Annotated in this window: 13 protein-coding genes; 1 reads left to right on the forward strand and 12 read right to left on the reverse strand. The window is 32.4% G+C overall.

Features of this window, described 5'->3' with window-relative positions:
- Position 1 precedes the first annotated feature (1 nt).
- The 12 genes from CELAL_RS06820 to CELAL_RS06875 all read right to left on the reverse strand — a co-directional run bounded on the left by CELAL_RS06820 (position 2) and on the right by CELAL_RS06875 (position 11871).
- Positions 2-2635 carry an MGH1-like glycoside hydrolase domain-containing protein gene (locus CELAL_RS06820; RefSeq protein ID WP_041557993.1) on the reverse strand — a complete coding sequence of 878 codons (2634 nt, stop codon included), beginning with the start codon at positions 2633-2635 and terminating at the stop codon, positions 2-4.
- Between the two features lie 120 nt (positions 2636-2755).
- Positions 2756-3916: a sodium:calcium antiporter gene (locus CELAL_RS06825; RefSeq protein ID WP_013550173.1), complete on the reverse strand. Its 1161-nt coding sequence runs from the start codon at positions 3914-3916 to the stop codon at positions 2756-2758.
- A 10-nt stretch (positions 3917-3926) separates the two neighbouring features.
- The gene (locus CELAL_RS06830) at positions 3927-5447 is read right to left on the reverse strand and encodes a helix-hairpin-helix domain-containing protein (RefSeq protein WP_013550174.1); all 1521 of its coding nucleotides are present in this window, start codon (positions 5445-5447) and stop codon (positions 3927-3929) included.
- Positions 5448-5458: 11 nt separating this feature from the next.
- Positions 5459-6433, reverse strand: a complete 975-nt coding sequence (locus tag CELAL_RS21400; protein ID WP_083807784.1) for a PP2C family serine/threonine-protein phosphatase — start codon at positions 6431-6433, stop codon at positions 5459-5461.
- On the reverse strand, positions 6352-6909 hold the full coding sequence (locus CELAL_RS21405; RefSeq protein ID WP_052303983.1) for a hypothetical protein: 558 nt from the start codon (positions 6907-6909) through the stop codon (positions 6352-6354). Before CELAL_RS21405 ends, CELAL_RS21400 begins: the two co-directional genes overlap by 82 nt.
- Position 6910: 1 nt before the next feature.
- Positions 6911-7963 carry a TerY-C metal binding domain-containing protein gene (locus tag CELAL_RS06840; RefSeq protein WP_013550175.1) on the reverse strand — a complete coding sequence of 351 codons (1053 nt, stop codon included), beginning with the start codon at positions 7961-7963 and terminating at the stop codon, positions 6911-6913.
- Between the two features lie 246 nt (positions 7964-8209).
- The gene (locus CELAL_RS06850; RefSeq protein WP_013550177.1) at positions 8210-8845 is read right to left on the reverse strand and encodes a vWA domain-containing protein; all 636 of its coding nucleotides are present in this window, start codon (positions 8843-8845) and stop codon (positions 8210-8212) included.
- Between the two features lie 5 nt (positions 8846-8850).
- On the reverse strand, positions 8851-9234 hold the full coding sequence (locus CELAL_RS06855) for a hypothetical protein (protein ID WP_013550178.1): 384 nt from the start codon (positions 9232-9234) through the stop codon (positions 8851-8853).
- A gap of 17 nt (positions 9235-9251) precedes the next feature.
- Positions 9252-9890, reverse strand: a complete 639-nt coding sequence (locus CELAL_RS06860) for a vWA domain-containing protein (RefSeq protein WP_013550179.1) — start codon at positions 9888-9890, stop codon at positions 9252-9254.
- On the reverse strand, positions 9887-10579 hold the full coding sequence (locus CELAL_RS06865) for a TerD family protein (protein WP_013550180.1): 693 nt from the start codon (positions 10577-10579) through the stop codon (positions 9887-9889). Before CELAL_RS06865 ends, CELAL_RS06860 begins: the two co-directional genes overlap by 4 nt.
- A gap of 57 nt (positions 10580-10636) precedes the next feature.
- Positions 10637-11311: a TerD family protein gene (locus CELAL_RS06870; protein WP_013550181.1), complete on the reverse strand. Its 675-nt coding sequence runs from the start codon at positions 11309-11311 to the stop codon at positions 10637-10639.
- Positions 11312-11316: 5 nt separating this feature from the next.
- Positions 11317-11871, reverse strand: coding sequence for a TerD family protein (locus tag CELAL_RS06875; protein WP_013550182.1), 555 nt, complete (start codon positions 11869-11871; stop codon positions 11317-11319).
- 74 nt (positions 11872-11945) lie between these two features.
- On the opposite strand from CELAL_RS06875, the gene CELAL_RS06880 reads away from it, so the two are divergent.
- Positions 11946-12839: an IS1595-like element ISCal1 family transposase gene (locus tag CELAL_RS06880; RefSeq protein WP_013548995.1), complete on the forward strand. Its 894-nt coding sequence runs from the start codon at positions 11946-11948 to the stop codon at positions 12837-12839.
- Positions 12840-12841 lie beyond the last annotated feature (2 nt).

Below are 12841 nucleotides of genomic sequence, written 5' to 3' on the forward strand. Positions count from 1 at the left end.
ATTATTTCTGATTTATTTCATCTATTAAATTAGCCACTAAAGAGGTCCAGCCCGTTTGATGCGATGCACCTACGCCTCTACCATTATCACCATCAAAATATTCATAAAAAAGAATTAAATCTTTAAAGTCTTCTCTGGCATAAAACTCTTTATGCAGTGCATGAACAATACGGTTATCATCTTTATCTTTCTCAAAAATTGAAATTAATCTTTTACTTATTTCAATACTTATCTCCTTTAAAGTCATCTGGTTTTTACTCCCAGCAGGGTATTCAAATTTTAAGCATTCCCCTCCATAATTGTGATACTCTTTTAATGCTTGAATAAATAAATAATTCATTGGAAACCAAACAGGACCTCTCCAGTTAGAATTACCACCAAATAGCGATGTGGTAGACTCATTTGGCTCGTAGTTAATGCTGTAATTAACACCGTTAATATCTACATTATAAGGAGTTTCGTGTATTTTAGATAAGGATCTAATCCCGTGAGGACTCAAAAATTCTTTCTCATCTAACAATACGTTTACCAAGCGTTTTAGACGATCTTTTGGCACTAATGAAAGTAACAAATCATCACCATCTGCATATTCTTGAACCACAGGATACTTTAGCGTTTTCATCCGGTGATTTTTAAACCACTGCACCGCATGATTAAATTTAGGAAGTTTTTCTAAGGTTTCTTTTCGGATGCAAAGCACTGCTGCAATAGATAACATCCCTGCAATAGAACGTATTTTTATAGAAGCAGATTTACCATTAGGGAAAATTAACTTATCATAGAAAAAGCCTTCTTCTTCATCCCAAATACCTTCTTTTTCAAGGCTCAATTTATTTAATGCTTCTGCGATAAAAACAAAATGACCAAAATATTTAATCGCCATATCATCATAAGAATCGTCATGTAATGCCAACTCTAAACTTATCTCTAACATATTTAAACAGTAGAGTGCCATCCATGAGGTACCATCTACTTGTTCTAATGTACCACCACCAGGCACACCATGACTACGATCAAAAACCCCAATATTATCGAGCCCTAAGAACCCGCCTTCAAAAACGTTATTCTGACTGCCATCTATCTGGTTTACCCACCAGGTAAAATTCAAAGCCAGTTTATTAAACATTTTCTTTAAAAAACGTAGATCGCCTTTGCCTGTTTTCTCTTTATCCGTTTTATATACATTTAAAGTTGCCCATGCTTGTACCGGCGGATTAACATCACTAAAATTCCATTCATATGCAGGAATCTGACCGTTAGGAGCCATATACCATTCTTTGGTAAATAACAGCAACTGCTCTTTAGCAAAATTACTATCTACAAGTGCCATGGTTACACAATGAAAAGCAGAATCCCAAGCTGCATACCAGGGGTATTCCCAAGCATCTGGCATGAGCATAATATCATGGTTACGTAATGTTTTCCAAGAATTGTTTCTACCAGACAATCTTTCTATTGCAGGAACAGAGGCCTTAGAATCTCCCAACAACCATTGCTCTACATCATAATTATAATAGTTTTTAGACCACAACATCCCCGCTAAGGCTTGCTTTTGAATTTCTTTATGTTTTACCTCACCGATAGTGGCGGTGTAAAAATCTTCGCACTCTGCTACTCTTGCATCAAAAAGAGTATCAAAATCTGCATTAAAAGGGTTTTCAAGTGCCTCTTTTGTAAAGCGAAGTTTGATAACTTTAGATTCTCCTCCTTTTAAATTTAGCTTATATAAGGGTGAAAACTTAGTGCCTTCAGTACGCTTTGTAGCTACTTTATAATCATTTGAAGTAACTGCTTTATGGAATAAATCTTTTTTATAAGGATGGTCGTTTTTTGCTAAATAAACGCTTTCCATGTTGGTTTCATTCTCTGTAAAAAGTAATTCTGCAGCTTCTTCAAAATACAAATTATAATTACCCACATAACAATGCTCTACCTTTACGAAAGGAGCACCATTCTGTGTTTGTTTTTCAATTTTTGGTTTTTTAGGCATTTCCTTAAAATCCCAATAATTACGAATCCATAAGGTGGGTAACAAGTGTAAAGGAGCAGCTTTCTTACTCTTATTATTTACGGTAATTTTTATTAATATATCTTCATTATCTGCCTTGGCATACTCTGTAAAAACATCAAAATATTCATTGTTATCAAAGACACCTGTATCTAATAGTTGATACTCTAATTGGGTTCTATTCCTTTTTGCATTTTCTTCCACCAATTTTGCATACGGAAATTCATTCTGAGGATATTTGTACAGTTGCTTCATGTACGAATGCGTAGGTGTATTTTCAAGGTAATAATACAGTTCCTTTACATCTTCCCCATGGTTTCCTTGTGGGCCTGTTAAACCAAATAGCCGCTCTTTTATAATAGCATCTTTCCCGTTCCACATGCTTACCCCAAAACAGATATTACAATAGCGATCTGAAATACCCGCAATACCATCTTCTCCCCACCTGTACACTCTACTTCTAGCGTGTTCATGAGGAAAATAGTTCCAAGCATCTCCATTTGTACTATAGTCTTCTCTAACGGTACCCCATTGACGTTCACTCACATAAGAACCCCATTGCATCCAATCTTTTTCTTCCGAATAGTTTGCTTCGAGACGTTTATGTTCTTCTGTATTATTATTCATGTACTGATGTATCAAATTATATGCTACTGCACGATAAAGAACGTTAAATTGTTCTTTATCATATGTAGACATCACATAAATATACTAATGTTTAAAGATTGTATTTATTTCATCTGTATTTTAAGTCCAGAATCTAAACTGATTAACAAATTCATTAATAGATTGTAACCACAGGCTAATTTCTGTAGCTATATCAGAATCTAGGGATCTTCCTAAGATATATAACGTAAATAATAAGTAAATACTCAATAGAAGTACTGCACTTAAAACACCCATTTTTCTTTTTGCTATATAAATTATAAAAGCAATAAAAGTTAAAATAAATAATAAAATACGCAACTCAGATATATTTACTACTGTTTCTGCACTCATTTGAATAGGGCCATATATGAGTGTAAATAAAAACAAAGGCAATCCTAAAGCAAAACAAACATCAAATATATTACTTCCTAATGCATTGGATACAGCATCATCATAATTACCTTTTTTTGCATCCTTCATAGATAAAATTGTATCTGGAACACTAGTTGCTGCACTTGCTAAAATTACGGCTATGAAATAGATTGGTATATTCAATTCATCTCCTAACCACTCACATGCTTTTACTAATAACATACAAGCTGAACCAATAATTAACATTGCAAATACTAATAAAGACCAAGCACTTTTACTTGTTATAGCTCCTTTTATAAAGATAGGTTCTAGATCTAAAGTGAAGAAATTCTTTAAGAATCCAGACTCTTTATTTTCTTCCTCTTCTTCATCCTCTTCTTCTTCCTCTTCCTCATCTGCACCCACAGCTACATTTTTCATAGATGTTAACATGTAAATGGAGTAAATAGCATACATCCCCATTAAAACTAAACCATGTGTCCAATTTAAGGTCTCTCCTCCAACAACGAAGATCAAGATAAATTCACATATCAATAATGAGATACCATCTCTTAGTAATACTTTCTTAGAAACTTCTACATGTGAAGTAATACCCTTTAAAACAACGACTAAAATCACAACAGCAGGAATTATCATTCCGTTAAAAATTGCACTACCAGCAGTGGTACCAATACCCCCAGCAAAACCATCTTTATCCTTTAATACAAATAGAAAAAATAATGTTGTAAACAATTCAGGCATTGATGAACCTATGGCATTTATAGTAGCTCCTCGAACACCCTCGCTCAAGTTTCTACCTAGATATTCTGAGGCGGCTTCAAAACCATCACTAGCGCGCCATATTATTACACAACAGAGTGCGATTAATAAAATTGAAATTAAAATCATAGTAAATTGGTTATAAATTAGTTATTGTTATGGTTGCTACTCTACTTCCTTCGTCGGATGATAGTAAAAGTTTATTCCCTTCTTTTAGCGCTACGAATTGACCTGTAGGAATAACCTTATCATTCGTTAAATCTTTAAGAGAAGGCATTGCTTCGTTTATTAATATCCATTGATTGTTATGGAAAGCAAAATAACCCAATCTTTTTTTATTTTGAGCAGTAAGCTTTTCGTTACGGATTACATTTCTATTTACATGCCATTGATGTAAGGTAGTATTATTATAAACTACCAAACGCTGATTTTCTGGCTTCCACACATCTGGTTTAAATTGATAAAATAAATCTAAAACAGGTATAGAGGCTTCATACTTTGTATTACAAAAAGGACATTTTGTAACTTTAGAATTATCAAAAATAAACCATTGCTGATCACAACTTGAATTGCTGCATTTAAGCTTTAAATCATCCGTTTTAATTAAAGCTTGTTCCCAACTTTCTGCCAAAGGCCTTTCTCTAGGTTCCGTTAGTCCTTTTATAAATGCTTGCTCAAATAACGCCTTTAGGCAAGGACCTGCAATTGTATAAGGCGTAGCATTTAAATCTGTCCAAGGGAGAAAATTTTTGACATTATCGCCATATTCTCTTTTTAAGTTCCTGTTGCTATCATCAGAAGGATGTTCTATAAATAGTGCCTTACTACCCATTAATAGGTCTTCTTCTTCATCTGCCTCAATTGGTCCAAAATATTTACCTCCCCTTAAAGGGTGTCTGTAAAACAAGTACATATAAATAAGAACTGCTAAAGCATGCAAATCTGTTAATCTATTGGGTAAATTCCTATTTGGATCTTTTACACTTAAATGTTTTGTGGCTACGACTTCTGGGGCTATAAAATCTGCGGTACCAATAACATCTGGCGGAAATAATCCTGGAACTACTAACCCATCAATATCAATTATCGCTGCTGTTTTAGTAACAGGGTCAATTAAAACATTTTTATAGGACAAATCTGAATGCGCTAAACCAGCAGAGTGAAGTCTCTTAACTCCTCTAGCTATATTTACACCCACTTGAAAATAACTTAACCAGTTGCCCAATTCAGATTTATCTATTTTTAATTTAGAGGTTTTAGATCTAAATTTTGCACTCGCAAACCATTTCCCTTCTTTCTCTTTTCCTTTTAATAAATCTATATTTTCATATCCTTTTGAAAAGAAAAAATTTTTAGAATAACAGGGTACAATAATACCTGTTCTACCATTTTCAGAAATAACATCTGTTGGCCATGAATACAATTCTTTATAATAATCCCCACCTTCTCGATTAAAAAAATTATCGAAATATGTTGTTACAATTTTCTTTAGTCTTTCTATAGAATTATAGTCCTGTTTATCTCTATAAATAGCTACAACATATAATTTATTTGGACTAAAATAAACATCTTTCATCCCCCCTCTCATGGGGTCTCCATTATCTACGTATTGATACTTTTTATTAGCATCTATAATGGATGTTACTGATTTAGTCGTCATAGATTTTAGCTTTAATAAATAATTGCAAGTGTTCTGTCATCGTGATTACCTTTACTCCAAAAGTCCATCCAAAGATTAAGATTTTTTTCTAATACTTCTGGATCTGAATTAAAATCAAGAAAAACATCATCCTCGTTATCTCCTTCTAAATCATTTATAAAATTAAGCCACTTTTCTGTTTTTTCTAAGTTTGCTTCTACTTCAAATTTAGGATCATAAATACCATCTGTCATTAAAAATAGGAATGAGAAATCTTCTTGAATGTGAATATTAAACCTAGTAGCCATTGGTCTTTCTTTTGAATGAAAAATCTCTGGTTGCGTTATAAAACGTGTTCCTCCTCCGAATTCTCCTACATCTAACCAGTTTAACAGCTTTGCTTCTGTTTTATCTTTGTTTACGATTCCAATAGGGCAATCTCCCACACCAAAAGTCAAAATTAAAAAACCAATTTCAGTTTTCTTAAAAGCGGTAAAAATTAATGTAGAATGAAAAAATTCTGCATTATAATTTGTTTTTTTCTGTTCAAAAACTTCAGGATGTTCTTCAAGCGTTTTTGCAGCAAATTTGTTAATACACGTATGAACGTGTAGTGATGCTTTATATAAAGTTTTTTTTACGTCATTTTTGGCTTCTTCGAGTAAAATCTCATCCTTTGTTTCTGAAAATATACTGATTGCATTTTCAATACTTTTCAATTCATCATTAGGTAAAATAACTTCTTCAAAATATGTAATAACTTCATTACATGCTAGTTCAGATCCTTTTCTAGAAAGTGGAGCACTACCTGCTCCGTCACTAACGACTACAACTCCCCAACCTGATTCCTGAAAATTTTTAAATGCATAATCATCATCTCTAAAACTCCCTACATTTTTATGAGACCTTCCTCTTTTTGAGGATACTACAATTTTTCTTTCCCCCAGTATTCCAACAGAAGATTTATTTTCTTCTTTCCAATAAAGAGCATCTTTATCTGATGGAATATCTTTCCATAATAATTTGGATCTGGATTAACAACTAAATTTATTTGCTTTAGGTGCAACTTGTCAATATCACTTTCTCCAATAACTTTAAATTTAAGATCAATCTTAAAATTTCCATTATTTTTTGGAACCCCTTCAACTGTCAAAGTCTCTTCATTATAGTATAAGCCTAGTTCTTCAAGACCGTCTATAAGATAATCTTGGATTTCATTATTCTCAAAAAAATTTGAATTAAATGAAAACAAATAGGTAGTATTCTGCGTAGCATTAGGAAAAATTATAGCTTTATTCTCAAAGTCAATAATTTTTGTTCTTATCTCCCATTTTTCCATAATATTTTTTTGCAGTTTTAATATTTGTGAAATAGCATCAATAATAGATTCCTCTTTCGTAAATTTTGCTATTGATTTTTCATCCCAATTTTTGCCTTTTGATGATAAAAGCTTTTCAAGATAGAAATTTGTAACATCGCTCATTTTAACCCTGAGTTCTATTCACATCAAAACCTCCAGACCCTGCTCCATATTGTCCTGTGTTACCACAGTTTGGGCATGTGCTCACTTTTTCTTCTCCTATACAATGTATTTGGTTGCATTGACATACAGCAAAGGCAATTTGGTTTCCGCAACATGGACACGTTGGAGCTCCTATTAATTCTTCGGTATTAACCGTTAATTGCCTAGAATTACCATCTGATAATTCTTCATAGGTACTGTCTACCTGAAAAGCACCATTTAATCGATAAGATTTTGTACCTAAATCTATACCTCCAAAATTAGATTGATTTATACTTTTCTTATATTTCATAAGATAAGTTTTTTTTGTGTTTTGGCACATTGCCGAAAGAACAACAAAGTTATCATCTAGTTTTTCTGGTACCACTTCATTTTTTGTGATATCTATTGTTGATAAATTATCAGAATCTATCTCTGCTAACTCAAAGCCAGTTTTATTAGATTCTACACTTTCGCTACTTGTTTTTATAGAATCTGTAACCCATTTAAAAAACTCTTTATAGCCAGAAGTTGTGGTGTTTTCTAATTTAAGAATCTTATCTGTTAATTTCCCTAATAAAGAAAGATCAGCACCATCACCTAAAGAAATCGCTATTAAATTTGCTGTTTTACTCCAACTATTATTCCATTCGTTAATTGCTGAAGTTGCATCATCGGTAGGCACACCATCTGTAAATAAAAATACTATAGGTTTCCAATCTCCCTTTTTATACTCTGTAGTTTTTACTAAATTTTTCCTTAAGTCATACATCAAGTGCCCCAATCCTTTACTCAGAGAAGTACCACTACCAATTGGAAATTTTGGTGGGTAGAAACTAATAATATCTTGTAATGGCACTAATGTCTTAGCCTCTCCTGCAAATACTATAATTGAAATCCACACCGTTTCTAATGCTTGAGGATCTGTTTTTAATTCTTGAATTATTGTAGCAATACCGTCTTGAACTTGACTAATTGGATCGCCAACCATTGATTCAGAAACGTCTATTAAAAAATATATTGGTAATCTTCTCATATTAAATACTTATAATTAGCAGTAGTAGAATAAATAAAATAAATTGACTCGAATCAACCGAGAGGTTAGTTCCGATTTTCATGGGTTTAAAAAAGGTGTTCATGAATTTTAAAACTGGCTCTAAAACTCCCTTTATATGTTTAAATAATTTTTTATATTGGGGAAACAACATATTTTCATGTGTACGAATCTTACTATAAATAAAAAGACTGAAAAGCAACAGTAAGGCTAATACTTTTATAATTATCATATAACGATAATATCTTCTGATGGGGGTGGAGGTAGGGATACAGCATCTGTAGTTCCCATACTTTTATTTCCTTGCTCAATGGTATCCGAAACCCATGTAAAAAACTGTTTTAAGGTATTACTATCAACAGTTTGTAAATGAACAACGGTATCTGTTAGCTCTTTAAGCTTATCATCATCTGCTAAATGACCTGCAGCACAAGCAACTATAGCTCCAAAATTTAAGGCCTTTATTTTAGGAATGACTTCTTTATATTGTTGTACATCTGAAGGCTTTCCGTCTGTAAATAAAAAAAGTAATGGTTTCCAATCTCCTTTTTGTTCTGGCGTACCTTTTCTTAAATCTTTTGTCACTTTTTCATGCAAATAATCAAGAGCCTTACCTGTAAATGTTGGTCCGCTTTGTGGGCAGGTAATTTCTGGTAATTGAAAGGATTGTAAATCTGTAAGTGGCATTATTTCTTTAACTTCTCTGTCAAAAGTTACAATACTAATCCATAACGTCTCAGATGCCTGAGCATCTGAGCGCAATGTATTAATCATTCCACTTAAAGCATTATTAAGTGCTTCAATTGGTTCGCCAACCATAGATCCAGAAGTATCTAGTAAAAAATAAACTGGTAGTCTCCGCATTGATTTTATTTAATAAGATTATTTAAAGATTCAGGTAAACTACTACCTAAAGTACTTTTTAAATGAACAAGCAATGCTTTCTCTACAGCGTCTATTTGACCATCACCCTCTATTTGACTAACTAAGTATTTTGCTTCTTCAGCATCTATTTCTCCATTAGAACCATCATCATCCAAAACAAAACTTGAAATAGCTTTTACAAATAGCTCTTTCCATGATGAATGATTATCATTCCCAGACACTGCATCATTCAAATCAAAAAGAAAATCTGCCTCTTCTTTATCGATAGTCCCGTCTGCATAAATTACTTGCTCTATTTCTTTTACTTCACTAGCATCAATAATTCCGTCTGCTACTATTTCTTTTTTTAATTGCTCTAAAGATTTCATATATTTTATTTTAATAATTATACTACGATATTCAATTCTGAAGGTGGTGGAGGTAACTCATTAAGACCTGTTGCATCTTTCCCAGATTCTTCTACTTTCGTAGAGGTTACACCAATAGAAGCTGTTACCCATGCGAAAAACTTAGATATACTTTGGCTATCTGCCGTATCTAAACTAACAACATTTTCTGTTATTTGCTTTAATAAGGTTGAATCTGCACCGTTTCCTGCAGCACATGCTACAATATAAGCCGTACGTCTTTTTTTAAGTTCACTAAGGCCCTTTTGCATATCATCTGTAGGTATCCCATCTGTCATTATAAAAACTAATGGCTTCCAGTCTCCTTTACTTTCTGATGTTGTTGATGCAACTTCATTATCAATACATGTACTAACTAATTCAAGAGCTTCTCCTAAAGATGTAGTCCCTGTTGCTTGAATGTCTGGCATCTGAAAAGAGGCTAAATCTGTTAGAGGTACTATTTGCCTAGCAGAACTATCAAAAGTTATAATACTTAGAAATGCAGATTCTATTGCTTGGGGATTTTGCCTTAAAGAACTTATCATTACTTGAACGCCATTTTTCACAGCTTCAATAGGCTCTCCCATCATAGAGCCTGAGGTATCTAATAAAATGTATACAGGTAGTCTTCTCATTTTGCGTGTGTATCAAGAATTTTACTAATTGTTTGTAAAAACATTTTATCATCAGTAGGCTCGCCTATTGCGTCAAACTTCCAATCACCATTTCGTTTGTAAAGTTTCCCCATAATTAATGCACCCTTACCTTTGTACGTTTGATCCGTAACAATATCATAACTAGAGTTTACATTGATTACTTTAGATGGTGTGCCTTCATACATTCTGATTTTTGCGAATGGAATATCTGAGAAATCAAAATTTTGTCCTTTGTTAAGGTAAATATTTAAAAAGAAAAATATTTTATCAACATTAGGATCTACTTTATTAGGATCTACTTTATTTAAATCTACACTTATAATTTCATTATCAAGACCATCATCACCACCTACATCTCCTTGTCTATCATCTCCACTATGTTTTAATGCACCTTCTTTAGAATTTAATTTCCCTAATGGAAAATTTTGCTGTTGTAAAAAGGCATTATACTCAGGAGAATAAATCCAATCATATAATTCTCCATTTGAATCTGTCATTATGCAACTTAAATCCAAATCAACATCCTCAATCACTTTTTTGCTTCCGAAAAAACCTTTTTTGATAGTCTCAATTGCTCCCCAATTTACTCCTACACAAAAGTTTGTAAGTTGCTCACCTGATGATTTTCTTAAGTCAATTTTTTGACCTTTCGTTAAATTAATTGCCATGTTTTTTTTCTTTAAATTGAATTTGGTTTAAAAGCTAAATCATATATTTTATACTAATTATATGTGTTTTAGCATTATAGTTTTAATCGTTTCTTGTAGATCAAGTGCAGGTGTAGGTTCTCCTATTGCATCAAATTTCCACTCTCCATTAGTTTTATATAATGTTCCCATTATCATAGAAACAAAACCTTTAAAAGTTGGATCTGCAGAAACATCATAAGTTGCAAATACATTAGATACTACTTCTGGTGTTCCTTCATAAAGTCTAATTGAAGCAAATGGTACTGTCGCAAAATCTTGTTTCTTATAACTATTAAGAAAAAAAACAATCTTATCCACAGACGAATTTATTTTTGTAAGATCTACAGAAATAATTTCATTATCTAAACCATCATCACCATCAACATCTCCTTCTCTATCATCACCGCTATGAATAATAGCCCCGTCTTTAGAAGTTAATTGTTTAAAAGAAACAACATCTACTAATTCTTTATTGGCGTTAAATAACACACAACTAGCATCTAAATCTACAGCCTCTTTAAAATGTTTAGTAACATATTCTGATTTTCCTCCAAAGCCTAAAAAACCACCCTTGGTTTCTTGTATGCTATAGCTTCTGTCAATAACTCCCCAATTTACTCCAATACAAAATTTTTGTAATTTAGAAACTGAACCTGAAGCCGTTTTTTTTATTAAATCAATTTTCTGTCCTTTCTGTAAATTAATAGCCATAAATATTAATTGTATTTATTTAGAAAATCTTGAAGACCACCTTTCATACCTGTCCCAATAGCTTCAAATTTCCATTCGTTATTTTTCTTATAAATTCTACCAAATTCAACAGCAGTCTCTATAGAAAAATCCTCATCTAATTCAAATTTCATTACTTCAGAATTATTAGAATTATCAACAATACGTACAAATGAATTTCTAACTTGTCCAAAATTCTGTTTACGCGCCTCACAGTCATCTATAGTTACAACGATACATATTTCTGTGGCATTAGTATCTATCTTCGTTAAATCTATAATTATAGACTCATCATCACCATCTCCTTCTCCTGTTCTATTATCTCCTGTATGTTCTACTGAACCATCTGGACTCTTTAAATTATTGTAAAAAATAAAATGACTTTCTGAAAGTAGTTTTTTATTTTCTCCTAAAATAAAAATTGAGGCATCTAGATCAAAATCAACACCTGTTGCTGTTTCATTGGTATCCCATCCTAAACCTACTGTAAAATTTCCTGTACTTAAAGACTCTCTTTGTCCTTTTTGTAAATTAATTGCCATGTACTTATTTATTTAAACGTTATAGAGGTCAGTAGCTAACTTCGTATCTTGATACTCAGTAAATATATTAAATTATGGATATTTTCAAGGGTCAAAATCTTCTAGAGTTCTCTGATTGCTTCAAAACGGACAATGATTGCAAAGAATATTTAGCAAATATTAAGTCTAAAACCCCTTTTAAATGTTCTAGATGCAATCATATAGCCTGTCAAACACGTGCTGATTTCTCTAGGCAATGTAATATTTGTAGACATACAGAATCCGCAACAGCAGATACTTTATTTCACAAGGTAAAGTTTGGTGTTCGCAAAGCATTTTTTATTTGTTTTGAGATGGCTACAAGCACGAAAAGCTTATCTGCAAGTTATATGGGAGTACGTTACGGAGTAACAGAAAAAACAGCTAGACTTTTTATGCTTAAGGTCAGAGAAGCTATGTCTTCGAGTGGGAATAATCCTATGGACGGAGTTGTTCATGTAGATGAATTTGTTTTAGGGGGCAGAGAAGAAACAAAAGTTGGCAGAAGCTACAATGCTAAGAAAAAGAAGGCGGTTACAGCTGTTCAGCTTACAGAAGATGGAAAGGTAAAAAGAATGTATGCTATGAAAATAGATGATTTTTCAGCACAATCCTTACAATATATTTTTGTCAACCATATCAGCCGAAACGCAAAGATTACTACAGATAAATGGAGAGGCTATAGTCCTATTGCAAAGGCTTACGACATCACACAAATAGAAAGTAATGGAGGGTTAAATTTTAAAGCGCTTCATACAATGATACATCAGGTTAAATCTTGGATAAGAACAACTTATTCTTGGGTTAGTGACAATAATTTAAATAGATATTTCAATGAATTTTGTTTTAGAATAAACAGATCTCAAAGTAAAGCTACAATATTCAATAATCTTATTGTTAAAATGGTCAATAATGATAAAATCAATCAAGCTGAATTAATAAGTAATTAACT

Source organism: Cellulophaga algicola DSM 14237 (assembly GCF_000186265.1).
Taxonomy (GTDB): domain Bacteria; phylum Bacteroidota; class Bacteroidia; order Flavobacteriales; family Flavobacteriaceae; genus Cellulophaga; species Cellulophaga algicola.

Coding starts and splice junctions, on each gene's coding strand:
- CELAL_RS06825 (WP_013550173.1), bottom strand. CDS start 3,916: ATGATTTTAATTTCAATTTTATTAATCGCACTCTGTTGTGTAATAATA.
- CELAL_RS06865 (WP_013550180.1), bottom strand. CDS start 10,579: ATGGCAATTAATTTAACGAAAGGTCAAAAAATTGACTTAAGAAAATCA.
- CELAL_RS21405 (WP_052303983.1), bottom strand. CDS start 6,909: ATGAGCGATGTTACAAATTTCTATCTTGAAAAGCTTTTATCATCAAAA.
- CELAL_RS06875 (WP_013550182.1), bottom strand. CDS start 11,871: ATGGCAATTAATTTACAAAAAGGACAAAGAGAGTCTTTAAGTACAGGA.
- CELAL_RS06840 (WP_013550175.1), bottom strand. CDS start 7,963: ATGAGAAGATTACCAATATATTTTTTAATAGACGTTTCTGAATCAATG.
- CELAL_RS06820 (WP_041557993.1), bottom strand. CDS start 2,635: ATGAATAATAATACAGAAGAACATAAACGTCTCGAAGCAAACTATTCG.
- CELAL_RS06860 (WP_013550179.1), bottom strand. CDS start 9,890: ATGAGAAGACTACCTGTATACATTTTATTAGATACCTCAGGCTCTATG.
- CELAL_RS06870 (WP_013550181.1), bottom strand. CDS start 11,311: ATGGCTATTAATTTACAGAAAGGACAGAAAATTGATTTAATAAAAAAA.
- CELAL_RS06855 (WP_013550178.1), bottom strand. CDS start 9,234: ATGAAATCTTTAGAGCAATTAAAAAAAGAAATAGTAGCAGACGGAATT.
- CELAL_RS06830 (WP_013550174.1), bottom strand. CDS start 5,447: ATGACGACTAAATCAGTAACATCCATTATAGATGCTAATAAAAAGTAT.
- CELAL_RS06880 (WP_013548995.1), top strand. CDS start 11,946: ATGGATATTTTCAAGGGTCAAAATCTTCTAGAGTTCTCTGATTGCTTC.
- CELAL_RS06850 (WP_013550177.1), bottom strand. CDS start 8,845: ATGCGGAGACTACCAGTTTATTTTTTACTAGATACTTCTGGATCTATG.